This window comes from Brunnivagina elsteri CCALA 953 (assembly GCF_002289455.1).
Lineage (GTDB): Bacteria > Cyanobacteriota > Cyanobacteriia > Cyanobacteriales > Nostocaceae > Brunnivagina > Brunnivagina elsteri.
The window spans coordinates 1-17,505 of sequence record NZ_NTFS01000007.1 but is presented as its reverse complement, the minus strand read 5'-3'; the positions used below and the strand labels follow the sequence as shown (position 1 = coordinate 17,505).

Sequence of the window (17,505 nt, the reverse complement as noted above, 5' to 3'; positions counted from 1 at the left end):
CCGTGGCAAGATTTCGAGAATATTCTGTCCCGGCACATTCGCGTAGCAATGCTACGTCTCTACGTCTTTTCCGGAGATGTCTAATGTAACAGATAATAAAAATGTCATATTTTGAAATCCGACATAAAAATCCTATATATTATTACCTGTAGCAGCAATTTGAAGGTCCTATGGCACAGGTAGTTATCGCAATCTTGGCAAATGCCGGAGGGGTGGGTAAAAGCACCTTAGCCACACACATCGCTTATGAGTTAGGTGAACGTAAATATAAAGTAGCAATGCTCGACCTTGACCCGCAGCGTTCTTTGGACGTATTCTGCGGGTTAGAAGCGGGTGATGTAGCTTCGACAATGGCAAACGTATTATCGAAGGATTTTAAAGGTGATTGGATATTTGCCCCAGCTTGGAGTGAATTTAAGGTAGAAGTGTGTCAGGGACATCCGCAACTTGCAGAAGTAGCCAATGATTTAGTGATTAGGAAGCGGGGCGAATACGTACTTGCCGATAGGTTGAAAAAATATCCCCTATCGCATGATGCAGTCATATTAGATTGTCCGGCAACATTGGGGATGCTTAATGTGAATGCACTGGCGGCTGCAAGCCACTTATTAGTACCGATACAATTGGAAATGAAAGCGATCGCAGGTTCGGCGGAATTGGTGGAATGGTCGATTACAACCAGTGATGAGTTGCAGTTAGAACCACGTCCGCTAATACTCGGATTTGTGCCGAGTATGTACGATGATAGAATTGCCATGCACAGGCAGTATCTGAAGCAGTTGCCGGAAATAGCTGAACAATTAGGGATTAAACTGTATCCAGAGATACGTGCCTCAAACGAATTTAAAAATGCCAGTGCCCACGGTTTACCATTACATAAATATCGTCCCCGACATCCGGGATGTAAGCAATTTAAGAAAATAGTTGATGATTTAGTGAAGTTAATTAAGGCGAATAGGGATAAGTAGATGGCAAAAGCATTACCGACAATTTCGACAAAGTTTAAAGGTGCAGTACAAAAAAGCGACCAAGAAAAGAAAATTTCCGAACTTCAGATAGAAATCGAGCAATTACGCTCCGCATCTGCACCCGAACTCGAAGCAGAAATCGAGAAACTGCGATCGCAACTTGAAGCTACATCGGGGGAAGTGGAAATTGATGTTGTATTAATTGATCCTAACCCTAACCAACCACGTCAGACCATCACAAATGCCTCGATTCAAGCCAAAGCCAGAAGTCTCAAAAAATATGGGCAGATTGCACCAGTTATTTTAGTACAGCAAGAGAATGGTCGCTACACCCTACTTGATGGTCAATTACGTTGGGAAGGTGCCAAGGTTTTAGGTTGGGAGAAGCTCCGTGCAGTTGTTGTCCCTGCCCCCCAAGATTTAGACCAGTCATCCCTATTAACTTTCTTGGGGTTTGAAGATTTAAACCCCCTCGATAAAGCTGAAGCTATTATTAAGGAGATTACTAAAATCACCGGATTTGAGGTAGAGGAAATTTCTACAATCTTAGCGACGGTATTAAAACGTATTGAACGCGATGGTAAAATAAAGGAATTAACTAAACTAGTAACTGTGAGTGCTGAAGAACAAAAAAACGGATTAGAAGCATTCTCTGTTACAAATAATGAACAAGATATACTTTTGACTTTGTTGGAATTGGGTTTAAATCCGGCTTCAGTAAAGGCTAACTTGATGCCAATGTTGTTTTTACCCCAGGATTTAAAGGATGCAATTCGCATTGGGTTAGCCTGCCCAGAGGAGTTAAATAGTAATCACTCCTTACGGGAATATCACACTTTAAAAGGAGCGCACGCACTGGCACTATCTGTTTTATCCGCCAAAGTTTTGGGTATAGAAGATAAAGTTGCGGCACAAGAGCGGATTAAAGCAACCGATGAAGTATTGAAGAATAATTTAACCGTACCCGAAACCCGCGCTCTGATCAATCAAATTAAGGCAAAGTATTTAACTGAGACAAAAACAGAATCTAAGGAAATTAAATTCGCGATCGCAAAAATTAGTACTTTAAGTGATGCATCTTTAGCTGAAGCTAGTAATGAACAATTGGCGCAATTAAAGGAATTATTAACTACAAAGTTGGCAGATATTGAGAAATTTATACATTAAAATTATCTGCTTTTCAAGTTTCTGTTGGAGAATACCGTAGGGGCAAACGGTTGTTTGCCCAAATTTATGGGTTATTTGCCCGAATTGATTGGTTGTTTGCTTAAATTCCCAATTTCCCATCCCAATTTGGGAACAATAAAGATAATGAAATGAGGATGGGGAATTGTCAGAGGAACGTGCATACTGGTTAGCATGGTCACAGATATCGGGGATTGGTCCAGTATTGCTGCAACGGTTACATCAACATTTTGGTTCGTTGCAAACTGCGTGGGAAGCCAATTATCAGCAGTTTGGAGCGGTTGAGGGTTTTGGTTTCCAAACTATTCAAAAAGTAGCAACCCAACGAATTAATTTCCAGAAAAATCATATTCATCCAGAACAATTCCTGTCACAGCACCTCATTCAAAACCCAAATTTTTGGACTCCCGCAGATAAGGAATACCCGCGTTTACTATTAGAAACAGCCAGTCCTCCCACGGTTTTGTATTATCGTGGTGAAGTGGATCTGCAAGAAAACTTTGGACAAACACCCCTTGTGGGGATTGTGGGAACCCGTCAACCCAGCGAATACGGAATTAAATGGACGAGACAAATTAGTACGGTGTTGGCGAAAAATGGGTTTACGGTTGTTTCCGGTTTAGCAGAAGGAATCGACACTGAAAGTCACGCAGCAACCCTAAAAGCTGGTGGACGTACCATTGCAGCTTTGGGAACGGGAGTTGATGTGATTTACCCAGCCAAAAATCAAAAGCTGTACCAAGAAATTCTCACGCAAGGGTTAGTAGTTAGCGAATATTCCAGCAAAACACCACCAGATCGCACCCATTTTCCCCGTCGCAATCGGATTATTGCAGGTTTGTGTCGAGCGGTATTAGTCATGGAAGCACCTGCAAAATCCGGTGCATTAATTACAGCAGACTTTGCCAACGAATTTGGACGTGATGTTTATACATTACCTGCGAGAATAGATGATGTGCGATCGCAAGGTTGTTTAAAGCTAATTACCCAAGGTGCAATACCAATTCTCAAAGAACTTGATGAATTATTAAAGATGCTAGGTGCAATTCCTCAGTTGGATTTTGTAGCACCTGAAATAGAACCAACACATCAACAAATCCCCACAGATTTAGCTCCAGAACTGGAAAAAGTTATCAAAATACTTTCATCGGAACTATTGTCTTTGGATGCGATCGTTCTCCAAACAGAAATGCAACCAGGATTAGTTTCCAGTGCATTATTACAACTAGAACTGATGGGATTAGTCTCGCAACAACCAGGAATGCGATATCAGCGTATTTAAAATATCGCAATCAAAAAAACTCAAGAAATTGGGTTTCTCCCTCACGGGAAATCTCTAATCGTTGGAATAAACCCAGAAACCCAATTTCTCCTCCGACGCGAAAACCTGGATAACCTGACTTCATCAAGCATGATTATGATGGCAGAAACCTGGTTTCCAGAGATAATGATTGAATAAACCATATCTCAAGAAGTCGGGTTTTTCCCCCACGAAAAATCTCCATTTAGTATGATTTTCTCAGAAACCCGATTTCTCCCCCAACTCAAAAACCGCAAATGCCGGATTTCTCACCACGTTTCTCAAAGCCTTATAAAACCTAGATTTGTGCGTTTCGCACTATTTCAAAATCTTACCTGACAAAAACGCCCGAAATTTAGGCTGGGTAAAGATTACGGTGAATGCGATCGCTTCATCAAGTATTAGGTAAAGGTAGAAACCTGATTTTTGATTGGTGTTGTAGCAAAGATAGTTGTACTGAGTTCAAGAGAAACCCGGTTTCTTCGGCATATCACAATCACTTTTTTTATCTGGAATTTTTTGTATTTTCTCTGCTTACACATAAATAATTTGAGATTACACTTAGGAATAGATTTAAAAAATTAAAAAAAAGCTAATTATAAAGCTGTATGTGAAGTAACAAAGAACATACTTTACGAATCAAACGATATTTCTACGGGTATCCAGGCACATTGGTAATTGCCGAAATTCACTTGAAACAGGAACAGAACCAATAAATTTACTGAAGCATTTAACAAATGTAAACAGTTATATTAATACTCAAGTCAAACTAATCCGTGCAAGGAGAAGGGAGCATCTACCAAAATGAATCGATTATCCTCTCCATCTTGGCATGAAGTCCGTGCCACATTTCAAAATATCTGGGGTTATGAAGATTTTCGCTTCCCACAAAGTGAAATAATTCATACTTTACTAGCACGAAAAGATGCATTGATTGTAATGCCAACTGGTGGGGGAAAATCGATTTGTTTTCAACTACCAGCGTTACTTCAAACAGGGTTAACGCTGGTAATTTCTCCATTAGTCGCTTTAATGGAAAATCAAGTCCAAGAATTGCGCGAAAAAAAATTACCTGCGGCATTATTACACAGCGAATTGTCATCACTTCAAAGAAGACAAACATTACAATTACTAGAAAATCAGCAATTACGCTTATTGTATCTTTCCCCAGAAACTTTATTAAGTCCTCCCGTATGGGAAAGACTTTGCAAACCAGAACTAAATATCACAGCAATTATACTAGATGAAGCCCATTGTCTCGTCCAATGGGGTGATACATTTCGTCCTGCATATCGAAGATTGGGAGCAGTGAGAAGGACATTATTAAAGACAAAACCAATAGGTACAAAAATCAGTATCGCCGCATTTACTGCCACTGCTAACCCTGACGCTCAAAAAACAATTCAAAAAGTCTTAGAATTACAACAACCAGAAACTTTTTGCCTCAATCCCTACCGTTCAAATCTCAATCCCAGTGTTCGCATTGCTTGGACACCAAATAGTCGAAAAAATCAATTATTAAAGTTTATAAAAAATCGACCTCAGCAAGCAGGTTTAGTTTATGTTCGTACCCGTCGTGATAGCGAAGATTTAGCTGTATGGTTAGAAGAATTAGGCTATAAAACCGCAGCATACCATGCCGGATTAGGTGGAGAAGAACGGCGTGAAATTGAAACAAGTTGGATAAATGACAAAATTCAATTTGTGGTTTGTACAAGTGCATTTGGGATGGGAATAAACAAATCAAATGTCCGTTGGGTAGTTCATTTTCATGCACCATTATTATTATCCGAATATGTGCAAGAAATTGGACGTGCGGGAAGGGATGGAGAACCCAGCGATGCACTTACTTTAGTTAGTGAACCCACAGGATGGTTAGATAACGAAGACAAGCAAAGACAGCAGTTTTTTGAGAATAAAATTCGTGAACAGCAACAAACTGCACAGCAACTTGTGAAAAAACTACCCAAACGAGGGCAAATAGATGCGATCGCACAAAAATTTCCCCACAGCACAATAGCTCTGTCACTGCTCCATAGCAACAATCAATTAAAATGGTTAGACCCATTTAATTATATAATTCATCCAAATACACCATACTCCTCTAAAGCGCGATCGCAATCTAACCCCCAATTAAACGCAACCAAGCAAATGCACCAATATTTGTATACCAAACAATGTCGCTGGCAGTTTCTGTTAAACGGGTTTGGCTTTAGTCAAAATGCTGATAATTGGCACTGTGGACATTGTGATAATTGTCGAACCTAGAGACACGATGTATTGCCTCTCTCCAGATATACAGTAATTACCCATTCCCTGGTAATCTAGAAAGATGAATTACGATACTGCACGCAAAATACTTTTAGACCAAGCGATCGCAACGGAAGAACACCCAGATACTCTGTTGTTACGAATGCAGCAGGGAAAACCAGCCGTACCCGGTCAAATAACTTCGATTTTACTTGCTCTAAAGGTAGTGTTTGAAGGGCTAAAAGAAGCAAACACAATAGATCGTCAACTTGCTCATGCTTTATACTTACTAACAATTAAGACACAGCAATTATTCACAATCGGACGTAAAAATGGGATTGACTGGCCCCCTCTTTTCAAGGAAGATTTATTAAGAATTGGGACAGCCTGTGAAAGTATTTTTTCTGGTGTTTGGCAAAATGTCAATTAGAGAATGGGGAATAGAGAATAGTATAAAAAAACATTTATAATTTAAATTACCTAATCCCCAATCCTCAAATTTACCTATTTCGTAATTCCGCTTCTAATTTATTCAAATCGCTTTTCAGGAATACGGTCATTTGACCTGTATAAGCTTTACCACCTTTCCCCTTAGCAACTTCCATCCAATAGCCATAGCGATCGCCTAATCTTAACTGTCCCCGTAATGCTTCACGGATAGGAGTTTTCGCTAATCTCGCAGAATTAATTGCACTTTGGTTGGGATACTCGTAAATTAACTGAGCATTCTGAAAGTCTTGGTATACATCGAGACTATAGATTCTTCGTAGTGATTCCTGCAAACGGTCAAAACTCATCCCATTAATCGAATCATACATCGCCAACCGTTCAGTACGTATATTACTACGGTCTTTGGTAAACCCAACAGCACCGGGAGGTAATACCGACGCTTGGAAAGTGAAGCGTTGTGCTGCTGTGTCGCTTTTCTGAATGTAGAAGCGTTCCCCACTGTTCGGTTTCAGTGTAGGATGGGTTTTAATCCAAGAACCCACTTCCTCTGTCGATTGTCCTGGAAGTGCGTCAGCTTGGCTTGGGAAAAAGAGAAAAGCAAAAGGTAAAAGCAACAGTAAAGATTTTTTTAGCATTTTCCTGGTTATGACTTATACAGTGATACCCCAAATGGGGGTAATCTTAGTTTTCCCTTTTTTAGGGAAATTCACTGCATCTAACGGGTAAAAATGCAAAATTTTATATATCGCTAAGAATGTAATGCAAAAGACAAAATTCTAGTGGAGAGCATAAACCTGTATGTTCTTCAATCGTGTAACATCATGCACCTCTATATTTTTAGGTTAATCTCTTCTTCTGCTGTTATTTACTCGCAATTTTTGGGAAATATATAAAGAGAAATGTAAATATTCATATTTTGATGAATTATTTAACAGTAATTTTACTGAGTTGTTTTTGTTTTCAAATTGTTGAAAACAAACAAATATAAATTTCGCTAGCTAGACTAATTTTCCTATGTATACAGCCATAAGTCGTGCAGAAAAAATTACCAGCATTATTGAAAAACGTCGTCCACTTGCAGAAAAAATCACAGGTGTTGAAAGCAACTTGCAAGCACTGAAATCGGCACTTAAAACACTTGAAGAAAACCGCGATCGCATTATTAATCAAGTAGATGATGCAGAAACCGTCGGAAGGTTGCGAGAAATTGATTTAGCAACACTTCAGTACAAAATTACTGAGGAGTCGAAAAAATTAACAGTTTTGAGAGAGCGTTTTTCTCGTCAGACTCTCAATATTGGTGTAGTTGGTTTGATGGGACAAGGTAAAAGCACTTTACTTAAGAGTCTGAGTGGGCTGACAGATAATGAGATACCAGCGTTAGAAGGTAGTGCTTGTACCGCAGTTCGTAGCACAATAGTTAAACCTCGTCCATGATGAAACCCGGAGTTTTTTTTAAGATTCAAATCCGTCATTGCGACGTAAGGTAGACACAAAGTGGCTACCCGCAGGGTAGCAATCTCAAGGTCTTTGTGGAAAACTACAGTTCTCAAAGTAGACGAGGTTTAACCATCCAGGTGAAACTTTTGCTGAGGTTATTCTACATTCAGAAGATTCATTTTTAGAAGAAGTGATTTATCCTTATTATGAAAAATTAGGTTTTCTTCACAAGCCATTAAGTTTAAATGATTTTGCTACCTCATCATTTCCACAAATCCAAACGGGAGGTGCAAGTAATGAACAAATGTATAATCATTTGCATGATGATTATTATGTAAATTTAAGCCAATATCGAGATTTATTAAAACCTGGAAACCCTAGAAATATATCAATTCATTGCGACCAAATTTCGGAATATGTCATGCAACGTCGTGATACACAAGGTAAATTAAAAACTTTTAAACATCTTGCTGTTAGAGAAGTAAAAGTGTTTTGTAAATTTAAAAATCCTGATGTTGGTAACATTGCACTTGTAGATATTCCTGGGTTGGGAGATTCTAAACTCGGTGATGAAGATTTAATGCTGAATACTTTAGGGAAAGAAGTTGATATTGTATTATTTATTCGTAGACCAGACCCCCAACGCTATCAATGGAAGCCAGAAGATACAAATCTATATGATACTGCGGCAAAAGCATTAAATAATTTATCAAATCGGGCATTTATTATTTTAAATAATAGCCAGAGAATTGATAATTTAAAAGCTTGCCAGGAAATGCAAGCGAGTTTAGGTACTATTAAAGTTATTAAATGTGAAGTAGTAGATTGTTCTAATTCTTCAGAATCAAATCAGATGTTTGATTTGATTCTCGATTATTTAGCAAAAAATATTGAGAATTTAGATAGAAAACATGCATTTGAATGTCAAGAAGTTTTGTTAGATTTACAAAAGCAAATAAGTACGGATTTAACAAAAGCACAAAATGCATTAGGTAAAGTAATGCACTCAGAAAAGTGGTTTCCACTTTTTTTAAAGCTATTTGATGAGCTTTGGGAAAATCTCAGTAATGGTTTAGAAAACCAGTTAAGCGAATTGCGATCGCAACGTAACGAACAAGATATAGATTTTAAACAGGAAGTGAATACTGCTGTTCAAGCTTGCCTAAAGAATACAGGTATTCCTGATATTGAGCAAATAGAGAAACGGCGAAATGAGGTTGGTGGATACCCCAACGCATACTACCAGTATTTGAACGAAGTTCGTACTTATTTGTCAAAACAGTTTTTATCATTGGATGAGGGATTAAAAAAATCTCTCTTGCGTGTTAAATCACAAATTGTAAGCATATTAATTGAACAAGGACGTTTGGGAGAGTTAATAGAAACATCCAGCGATAGATTTTGGAATCAGATTAGTAACCTAATTCCCGATACTCTTGAAGAAATTAAGTATGGTTTTCAAATTATCGCAGAATTTGATATTTCTTATCGTGGACTTGTTCAACACCGCATTCGTAAACATTTAGATGGATTAACTCCAGATGAAACTTTACTAAAGCTTTCTAATAGTCCTTCTGCTCAAGAAATTTTAACCAATCTCAAAACCCTCCACGGAGAAGCTTTATATAGGTGCGAAACAGCACTTGAAGATTTGATGTGTGAACCAAGTCAAGCTGCATTTGCAATAGTTGAAGAATTTGTTGACAGGATACTACGTGCAGAAAAGGCAAAAAGTGAATGGTACATTTTCTTTGAAGAATTTCGTTCGGAAATTTGGAAAAATGAATTTGTACAGTTAGAAGGAAGTTCCAAACTTCGACGAAACTGGTTAGAAGCACTTGAAAAAGTAATTAGTGTTAATAATTGCGAGTCAATACAATTTTTAAATTCATAAATTAGGGACACTAAAATGCACGAACTAAAAATAACAATGCTTGGTCCAAGTGGCGTTGGTAAAACAACTTTATTGACTGCAATGTATGAGCAGTTTGAAAGTAATATTGGTAAAACGAACCTTCAACTTACACCAGATGAAGAAAGTTCAGCAATTTTGCAAGAGAAATTAATAGAATTAAAAACTTTAATGGATACTTTTGAAGCAACAGGAGGAATTCAAGGAACAGAAGGGGAACCGGATGCATTACGCTCATTTATTTTTGGACTTGGAAAAAAAGGTCATAAACCTTCACTACAATTAAACTTTCAAGACTATCCTGGTGGTTATCATGCGGCAAAAACCTCCCCAGAAAGAAAAAAGTTTGTAAGTAAACTTCTCAAAGAGTGTGTTGCAGTTTTGATAGCAGTTGACGCACCTGCTTTGATGGAACAAAAAGGCAAATGGCATGACATGATTAATAGACCAACACAAATAACAAACTTATTTAGAAATGCATACCAAGAGCTAGATTCACCAAAACTAGTTATATTCGCACCTGTTAAATGTGAAAAATATTTACAGAATGAAGCATCAGCCAAAGAACTTTTACTGCGTCTTAAAGATGGATATGCAAATCTAATCGACTTACTTAATTCAGAAAGTTTGCAAAGTAAAATAGCAACAGTTGTAACTCCTATACAAACCGTTGGTAGTGTTGTGTTTTCTAGAATTGACATGAATGGGAATAATACCCCGCATTTTCGTTTTCATAAAACAAGTCATGATGCGGAGTATAGCCCTAAAGATAGCGAACAACCACTAAGATATTTATTACGATTTATTCTAAAACTTCATTTTGAAAAGGAGTCTAATAGTTTTGGAATATTTAGTTTTTTACGCTCTGTATTTGGTCTAGATTCACATTTAAAGGAAGCTGCAACTGAATTTGTAAGTGGTTGTAAAAACACTAATGGTTTTGCGGTTCTTCAAGGTGAGAATTTGTTAAAAATTAACTAAAAAGGAATTTATGGAAATTTACGTACAAAGTAGAGGCTCTTCTCAGGATTTTGACTATCGCTGGCAAGGAGAAACACCAAATCTAGCAGCACCTAATATATTGAGAGAAAGTAATGTTTATAATTTAATTCAAGGTGAATCTCCTTCTATCGTTTTAGGTCGTCATAGTGAAAAATTATTTTTACTTGTAACCGGTCTTAAATCAAAAGAAAGAAGAGATTTTAGAGGTAGAGTAATTCGTAATTCGGTACTATGGATATGTGAAGAATCTGAGGAGAATGAGCAATCTTTACGAGCTTTAACAGTTAATATCTTACGTGATATACTACAGAATGATATTGATAAAGCTATAACATTCAGTGAAAATGAAAATGAATTTAAAACAGATTTCGATGCTATTAGAAAATTAGGAGTAGAAGTAGGCAAAGTTGAAAAGTTTCCTGTTAAATCTGAAAGGAAAATTGGCAATAATAATCAAGCTTTGAGGGAAGATTTAGCATTTGAGCTTGAAGAACGCTGCTTACCAAAGTTTGAAAACCAACTATTAATAGTAGTTACTGGTATTAAGCCAGAAGCAACTCTGAAAGAATTTGGTGTATGGAGAGGTTTGTCCAATTTAGTGAAAGGGGAGGATTGGGAAGATTACAACTTTCCCGTTGACCCAGGTGAGGATAGTCCCACGGATAATAATCTAATATTATTAATTGGATTTATAAGTCTGTTAGTTATTATTTCATTTACATTATTTTGGTTAAAACCAAACATATTGTTATGGCTAAAACCTAAATCTTAACGGGAGCATCCACTTTTTTTTGCGGATAGGCTTTTATAGACACACCATATAGTAAGGTTTATGATGTCAAATAATTATGTTTCTTACAAAAGTGGATGCTCCCAATCTTAACCAGGACTAAATATAATCCTGTTTTTAACCTATAAATGTACGATGCGGAGTATAGCACTGCAATTACTCCTACTCAACAAGATGCGATGATCATAGGGCAAACCCTTCTCGAAGAGTAGACCACTCCTGCGGAGTATCGCATCTTCATATCCCTGACTCAAATCAACAATATCAGGCTCCGCTTATCGCGGAGCTACTCAATAGTGGGTATGAGAATTTTGTGCTGCGATTAAAACCTAATTACACCACCCAAATCTTCCAACATCTCTTCCAATAACTCCTCCATCATATCCCGTTGCGAACTACGCAATACTTCTGGTCCTTCCAAAAACTCTTTAATTGTCAACTTTTGCTCTTGAAAATCCTTGACATAATCTCTTATCTCAGAAATAACTTCGATTTGCGATTCTAATTGACCCAAGATTTCATCAACTGGATTAACTCCCTGCTTTTTAGCTTTCTTACAATCAGAAAGCATCTCACCTTCAGGAGTCTTTTTAACTTCTCGAAGTTCCTTTTTCAAGCTTTCATATTGAGTCTTCAATATTTTGTTATTCTGCTCTAATCTAGAACACTTGCGACTCAAATCATCTTCACTATTACTATCAATCTCTTCCCCGACTTCATACTGTTGTTCAATTTCCAAAAGTCTCGCCAAATCACCCTCTTGATAAGCCTTATTAATCTCCTGCATTATCTCAGTGTGACGCTTCTGAGTCTCACTATCCTTGGCTTTATCGGGATGAAATATCTCCGCTAATCGAAGAAATATATGGCGGATTTTTTTAGAAGATTCACTCCTTGTTGCTGAAGGAGATTCGGCTTCAGAATCTGGACGATGATAGTAATTACTCTGCTGCGATCGCGTTGAATCAAACTCGTCTTCTAAATCCCTTTCTAAGTCTTCAAAATCATCTTCTAAATCTTCATCTTCAAATATATCAAAGGGTTTCCGACTAATAATTCCAGCATATTGTAGACTGCGATAAATCTCCTCTATTTTCTTTTTACTCTGCTTTCCTAGCTTCTTCTTCTCCAAAATTTCCTTAAACAAAGTATGAATTTCTTGATCGAGAAGGGCTATCTTTTGGTAATTTGGTGTCGCACGTCCAAATATTTCTGTAGCAGTTACACGCATTTGTTCGATAAAATTATTTAATTCATTGCGCTTTTTCTTAATTTGTTTGAGGAGCTTTTCGTGTTCGACTGCAAGTCCTTCTATACGCAAATGTAGCTCGGAAGGTGCTAGAGTTGTTGCGGTAGTGCGTTTGGATGGTGGGGTTTTTGTACGAGGCATAAATTTAATATTTTTGCGAGTACCTATCTTTACAGGGTTAAGTGGAAATTACTTAGTATTTTTTTTACAAAAAGAGGATAGAAAATTAAGAATTTATTAAGTAATCATTTCGGCATAATTAAATACCTAAATTAAATACCTAAAAACCCAATTAATTTATAAGACAACAAAGTTTCAGTTAAGCATTTTTCTTTCTTTTCCTTAGGGTACTCCGCGTCTATGGCGGTTAAAAAAGTTGAATAGTCAAGCTTTAACTGAATCGTCTTGATTTATGAGGTTAATTTTTTAATTTAATGAGTAAAGACTAGAATGCCAGAAAACCGTACAAAAGTTACAGTTTCACATCAAAACTTAATATATTTTCCTATCTTCTGTTTATCTCTTCTCACGGATTAATTGCAACTTTAATAACTTGACGTTCCCGCATATCTACGAATACTTTTTCTAAATCGGTTAAGGGACGATGTTCGCTAATCAATAATTCAAAAGCAATCTGGCGACTGGCAATAAGTTGTAGTGCTTGACGGACAAAATATGGTGTGTTGTGAAAAACACCTTTTAAAGTCAGTTCGCTGTAATGCAATAGCTCAGTATTTAGATTAATTGTCGTATTTTTGGGACAGCCACCAAATAAATTTACTGTAGCACCTGGACGAACGCAATTAATCGCAGTTTCCCAAACGCTAGGTATACCAGTTGCTTCAATCGCAATATCCGCACCTAATCCATCGGTTAATTCCTTGACTACACTGGGGATATCTGGAATTTGCCGATAGTTAAAAGTCTGACTAGCACCAAGTTTCTTCGCTATTTCCAACCTTCGATCGCTACCACCAAAAACCAATACTTCCACATTGCGATCGCGTGCTAACTTAGCCACAAACATCAACCCAATCGCACCATCACCCAACAAAACCACCCTATCCCCAGGTTTGACACCAGAACGCGCTACCCCATGCAACACACAAGCCAAAGGTTCGGTCATTGCCGCTAATTCGTAAGCTAAATCATCGGCAAGCAACAATAAATTATGCTCAACAATCGGTGCGGGAATCCTCAAATACTCTGCAAAAGTACCATTATTCCAAGTTAAATTTGGGCAAAGCGAATATTCTTCCCGTTGACAAAAATAACATTTCATGCATGGTGCAGAATTATTTGCCACAACGCGATCGCCTATTTTCCAATTAGTTACACCTTCTCCAACAGCAACAATTTCTCCAGCAGCCTCATGTCCAAATAAAGTTGGGGGTTTAAGCATTTTCGCATGTCCTCCCCGTCGCCATACCTTTAAATCAGTTCCACAAGTCGTAGCTGCACCAACTTTAATTACGACTTCACCTACTGCTGGAGTCGGATCGGCAACTTGTTCGAGAGATAAATTTTCGCGATCGTAAAGTACAGCTGCCAGCAAATCAGAAACCTCTAGTATATTAATGGAAGTTAGGAGTTAGGAATTAGGAATTAGGAATTAGGAATTATTAATATACAATTATTTGTAGCGACTGTCTTGAGAGTCAAGCTTATTGCAGTCAGAAAAACTCAGGAAATTGGGTTTCTCCCCCGTGCGAAATCTTTAGTCATTGGGATAAACCCAGAAACCCCGGCAGTTGCTACAACGAGGGGAACCCTCGCAAAGCACTGCCTCACTTTCTCACCCTACGCGACAACCTCAAGCATTCGATAATTGGAGAAACCCGGTTCAATCCGCCAAGCTAGTAGGGGCGAACGGCCGTTCGCCCTTACAATATCAGGGATAAGTGTAATACCAATCCCCAATCCCCAACCCAAACATATATAAATTAGCTCCACATGATTTTATCAGGCAGAGCAACGGAACTTTTTAAATTTAGATTAGTCTAGGGTTTTTATAAGTCGGGAACTCATAGCAGAGCTTCAGTAAGCGGGTTAGATGAGATTTAAGCTTTAACTGCTGGTTGAGGAATCGTACCTGTATTTATCGCTCCTACTCCAGCAACCCGATTGACACTTAACAACGAAACTTCTTGACGGCAGGATTGACAAAACCAATAAATCTGATCGTGACGAACGTGACGCAATAGCTCAGAACTACCGCAACAAGGGCAACTACTGGCTCTCATACTCATACCATTGTACTATTGTGTGTGTGTTTCTGTTTCCAATCAATGCATTTCCCCCTGTAAAAGGAAATCAAAGATTTACCAATTTCTAAATATGCGTCAATTCAATGTGCTGAAAGCCATTAATTCACCTAATTACTAAAACGTGATTTTAGCAGCATGAAGATGACCATTCTGACTAATTCGCTGTTGAATCATTTTCTGGTAAACTTGCTCGTACCCATTTACCATCTGGGCAACGCTAAAATTATTTTCTACATGCTGGCGACATTGACGACGGTTAAGTTCCAATGCACGAGGAATCATCTCAGCCATTTCCTCATAACTTTGACAGACAAAACCTGTTTCACCGTGGGCAATAACCTCTGGAACAGCACCCATACTCATCGCGATTACTGGTGTGCCAGCTGCCATTGCTTCAATCATTACCAAACCGAATGGTTCTCGCCAAGTAATTGGAAAAAGTGCGATCGCAGCATTTCCTAAAAGTTCCGCTTTCTGCACATTATCGATTTCACCAAGAAACTCGATTTGCTTGCCGTCTATGTGGGGTGCTATTTCCCGTTCAAAGAACTCTGCATCAACAACATCAACTTTCCCTGCCATTTTCAATCGCCAACCTGTTTTTTTCGCGATCGCGATCGCATGGTGGGGTCCTTTTTCTGGCGAGAATCTACCTAAAAATGCCAAATAAGCTGGCTCTTGAGGTTTAGCAAAAAATTGGTAACTACCGGGGTCAATACCGTTGTAAACTGTATCAACATAGTTCAGGTCTACCTGACGTTGGGCATTGCTAATACTAATAAAAGACTGCTTGTGATGGTGGCTGTAAACATTCTTGTTTTCGTTGTTGAAGCTACCGTGCAGAGTATGTACCGTTGGTGTTGGTACAAAGTTAGCCAAAGCTAATGCCGTTACCCCTACATGGGAGTGAATAATATCGAATTCCGCAGCGCGTTGGTACACTTGGCTAAGTTCGAGGGTTTCGTACACCGAATATTCCCGAAAATTAGGGTCTAAACGCAATGCACGGGGACAAACAGCTTCCAACTTTGCCAGTGTTTGCGAATCTCCTGACGCGAACAAAGTAACATCGTGACCACGACGTACTAATTCATCGGCTAGGTGACTCACCACCAGTTCGATTCCTCCATAAGTTGGGGGTGGAACTCGTTCCCATAAGGGGGCGACTTGAGCGATTTTCATAACTTGTTTTTTGGTTCAGCAGGTAAAAAGCCCTGTATCTTCCGATTTACATCAGAATTAAACAGAATTTAGTTGATAGAGTAAATATACTCATCTATCCGAAGTTTACATCAATCAGGTCGGTTATCGAAATAAGGATATTCTTGTTAACCGTACTTGACAAATTGACAGCAACTAAAATTAGCTAACCAGTATTTGTCATTGGGTAACAACATCCATTAAGATACACCCAACTATGATGTAGCTTCATCTATCCTTGGGATCATAGGAAACTACTTTTATTTTGTAGTGAAAGATATTAAATTTGATTCTTTAGATAATAATTTCTTAATGTTTCTAGGGCAAAAGATGAGACTAAGACATATCGCATCACACAAAAAACGGCTTACCGGAGCTATTGGATTGAATTGTGTGTTGAATTTAGATATTTGGTGGTTTCAATAATTGACGTTTTCCCGATATCATGTTTTGGGTCAATCAAAGTTGCGATAAGGGAAGCTTAACGCACTAAAAACCACCAACCACAAACCAAATAAATGAAAATAGCTTCTTGGAATGTAAACTCAGTGCGATCGCGCTTGGAGCATGTGACAAATTGGTTGCAACAGAATCCTGTGGATGTGCTTTGCTTGCAGGAAACTAAGGTAGTTGATGCAGATTTTCCCCACACTGGCTTGGAAGCGTTAGGCTATAACATCTACATATATGGTCAAAAATCCTATAATGGGGTTGCTTTGCTTAGTAAAAAACCACTCGAACAAGTAACTACGGGTTTCGCGAGTATATTACCTGACATTGAACCGGGATGGGATGAGCAAAAGCGGATAATTACGGGTATCATCGATGGCGTAAGAATCCTGAATCTCTACGTACCGAATGGTTCTGAGATTGATAGTGAGAAGTATAAATATAAACTTGGTTGGCTAAACCTGCTACACAAATATCTCCAAACTTTATTGTCAACAACACCGAATATTTGCATGTGTGGTGACTTTAATATTGCCCTTGAAGACAGAGATATTCATGAAAAAGTCAGCAGTATCAAAAATCATATAATGTCTTCCGATGCCGAGCGTCAGGCACTCAAGGAATTGCTGGAATTAGGATTTGCCGATGCATTCCGCAAATTTACAGAGGAAGGGGAGCATTTTAGCTGGTGGGATTATCGGACAATGGCATTTTCTCGAAATCGAGGTTGGCGCATCGATCATCATTATTTAACACCTGAATTGTACAAAAAGGCAATCAGTTGCGTTATTGATATCGAACCCAGAAAATTAGAAAAACCCAGCGATCACACACCAGTAATTGTCGAATTTTAATTATTTAATTTATTATTTAACAAAACAAAAACCGACAACGCTAACTTACTTAGGGCTTGCTGAATAAAGCTATAACCTTTGCCAAATATGAGTTTTAACCATTTTGAAGGTAAACAAGTGCAAGGTTATGGGATTTAAAGGCTCAAAATCCATGCACTTTGGCGGAAAATCGCGGGGTGAATTTTGGA

Annotated in this window: 15 protein-coding genes; 10 read left to right on the top strand and 5 right to left on the bottom strand. The window is 38.2% G+C overall.

The window, feature by feature from the left end:
- Positions 1–170 precede the first annotated feature (170 nt).
- From CK510_RS01300 to CK510_RS01280, 5 genes are all read left to right on the top strand, one after another.
- Positions 171–968 carry a ParA family protein gene (locus tag CK510_RS01300; RefSeq protein ID WP_095719963.1) on the top strand — a complete coding sequence of 266 codons (798 nt, stop codon included), beginning with the start codon at positions 171–173 and terminating at the stop codon, positions 966–968.
- Entirely contained in the window at positions 969–2,135 is a 1,167-nt protein-coding gene (locus CK510_RS01295) for a ParB/RepB/Spo0J family partition protein (protein WP_095719962.1), read from the top strand.
- 163 nt (positions 2,136–2,298) lie between these two features.
- Complete coding sequence (dprA, locus tag CK510_RS01290) at positions 2,299–3,435, top strand: DNA-processing protein DprA (RefSeq protein WP_095719961.1); 1,137 nt, start codon at positions 2,299–2,301, stop codon at positions 3,433–3,435.
- 822 nt (positions 3,436–4,257) lie between these two features.
- The gene (locus tag CK510_RS01285; RefSeq protein ID WP_095719960.1) at positions 4,258–5,721 is read left to right on the top strand and encodes a RecQ family ATP-dependent DNA helicase; all 1,464 of its coding nucleotides are present in this window, start codon (positions 4,258–4,260) and stop codon (positions 5,719–5,721) included.
- A 64-nt stretch (positions 5,722–5,785) separates the two neighbouring features.
- Entirely contained in the window at positions 5,786–6,133 is a 348-nt protein-coding gene (locus CK510_RS01280) for a Dethiobiotin synthetase (protein ID WP_095719959.1), read from the top strand.
- 70 nt (positions 6,134–6,203) lie between these two features.
- Here CK510_RS01280 and CK510_RS01275 read toward each other — a convergent pair whose 3' ends face one another.
- The gene (locus tag CK510_RS01275) at positions 6,204–6,788 is read right to left on the bottom strand and encodes a hypothetical protein (RefSeq protein ID WP_095719958.1); all 585 of its coding nucleotides are present in this window, start codon (positions 6,786–6,788) and stop codon (positions 6,204–6,206) included.
- Between the two features lie 379 nt (positions 6,789–7,167).
- Here CK510_RS01275 and CK510_RS01270 point away from each other — a divergent pair, with 379 nt between their 5' ends.
- From CK510_RS01270 to CK510_RS01255, 4 genes are all read left to right on the top strand, one after another.
- The gene (locus tag CK510_RS01270) at positions 7,168–7,590 is read left to right on the top strand and encodes a hypothetical protein (protein ID WP_095719957.1); all 423 of its coding nucleotides are present in this window, start codon (positions 7,168–7,170) and stop codon (positions 7,588–7,590) included.
- A 193-nt stretch (positions 7,591–7,783) separates the two neighbouring features.
- A complete protein-coding gene (locus CK510_RS01265) occupies positions 7,784–9,487 on the top strand; it encodes a hypothetical protein (protein ID WP_095719956.1) in 1,704 nt (567 codons plus the stop codon).
- 15 nt (positions 9,488–9,502) lie between these two features.
- On the top strand, positions 9,503–10,486 hold the full coding sequence (locus tag CK510_RS01260) for a hypothetical protein (protein WP_095719955.1): 984 nt from the start codon (positions 9,503–9,505) through the stop codon (positions 10,484–10,486).
- Positions 10,487–10,496: 10 nt separating this feature from the next.
- Complete coding sequence (locus CK510_RS01255) at positions 10,497–11,279, top strand: hypothetical protein (protein WP_211293058.1); 783 nt, start codon at positions 10,497–10,499, stop codon at positions 11,277–11,279.
- Positions 11,280–11,619: 340 nt separating this feature from the next.
- Here the strand turns inward: CK510_RS01255 and CK510_RS01250 are convergent, their stop codons facing one another.
- The 4 genes from CK510_RS01250 to CK510_RS01235 all read right to left on the bottom strand — a co-directional run bounded on the left by CK510_RS01250 (position 11,620) and on the right by CK510_RS01235 (position 15,995).
- Positions 11,620–12,687, bottom strand: coding sequence for a J domain-containing protein (locus tag CK510_RS01250; RefSeq protein WP_095719954.1), 1,068 nt, complete (start codon positions 12,685–12,687; stop codon positions 11,620–11,622).
- A 385-nt stretch (positions 12,688–13,072) separates the two neighbouring features.
- A complete protein-coding gene (locus CK510_RS01245) occupies positions 13,073–14,101 on the bottom strand; it encodes a zinc-dependent alcohol dehydrogenase (RefSeq protein WP_095719953.1) in 1,029 nt (342 codons plus the stop codon).
- A 505-nt stretch (positions 14,102–14,606) separates the two neighbouring features.
- Complete coding sequence (locus tag CK510_RS01240) at positions 14,607–14,795, bottom strand: hypothetical protein (protein ID WP_095719952.1); 189 nt, start codon at positions 14,793–14,795, stop codon at positions 14,607–14,609.
- A 132-nt stretch (positions 14,796–14,927) separates the two neighbouring features.
- The gene (locus tag CK510_RS01235; RefSeq protein WP_095719951.1) at positions 14,928–15,995 is read right to left on the bottom strand and encodes a glycosyltransferase family 4 protein; all 1,068 of its coding nucleotides are present in this window, start codon (positions 15,993–15,995) and stop codon (positions 14,928–14,930) included.
- A 536-nt stretch (positions 15,996–16,531) separates the two neighbouring features.
- Here CK510_RS01235 and xth point away from each other — a divergent pair.
- Positions 16,532–17,317 (top strand): exodeoxyribonuclease III, encoded by a 786-nt coding sequence (gene xth, locus CK510_RS01230; RefSeq protein WP_095719950.1) that lies wholly within the window; start codon positions 16,532–16,534, stop codon positions 17,315–17,317.
- The last annotated feature ends 188 nt before the right edge of the window (positions 17,318–17,505 follow it).

Excerpts from the sequence above, each read along its gene's own strand:
- CK510_RS01270 (WP_095719957.1), top strand. The coding sequence starts at position 7,168 with ATGTATACAGCCATAAGTCGTGCAGAAAAAATTACCAGCATTATTGAA.
- CK510_RS01240 (WP_095719952.1), bottom strand. The coding sequence starts at position 14,795 with ATGAGTATGAGAGCCAGTAGTTGCCCTTGTTGCGGTAGTTCTGAGCTA.
- CK510_RS01260 (WP_095719955.1), top strand. The coding sequence starts at position 9,503 with ATGCACGAACTAAAAATAACAATGCTTGGTCCAAGTGGCGTTGGTAAA.
- CK510_RS01235 (WP_095719951.1), bottom strand. The coding sequence starts at position 15,995 with ATGAAAATCGCTCAAGTCGCCCCCTTATGGGAACGAGTTCCACCCCCA.
- xth (WP_095719950.1), top strand. The coding sequence starts at position 16,532 with ATGAAAATAGCTTCTTGGAATGTAAACTCAGTGCGATCGCGCTTGGAG.
- CK510_RS01255 (WP_211293058.1), top strand. The coding sequence starts at position 10,497 with ATGGAAATTTACGTACAAAGTAGAGGCTCTTCTCAGGATTTTGACTAT.
- CK510_RS01295 (WP_095719962.1), top strand. The coding sequence starts at position 969 with ATGGCAAAAGCATTACCGACAATTTCGACAAAGTTTAAAGGTGCAGTA.
- CK510_RS01280 (WP_095719959.1), top strand. The coding sequence starts at position 5,786 with ATGAATTACGATACTGCACGCAAAATACTTTTAGACCAAGCGATCGCA.
- CK510_RS01250 (WP_095719954.1), bottom strand. The coding sequence starts at position 12,687 with ATGCCTCGTACAAAAACCCCACCATCCAAACGCACTACCGCAACAACT.
- CK510_RS01300 (WP_095719963.1), top strand. The coding sequence starts at position 171 with ATGGCACAGGTAGTTATCGCAATCTTGGCAAATGCCGGAGGGGTGGGT.
- CK510_RS01275 (WP_095719958.1), bottom strand. The coding sequence starts at position 6,788 with ATGCTAAAAAAATCTTTACTGTTGCTTTTACCTTTTGCTTTTCTCTTT.
- CK510_RS01285 (WP_095719960.1), top strand. The coding sequence starts at position 4,258 with ATGAATCGATTATCCTCTCCATCTTGGCATGAAGTCCGTGCCACATTT.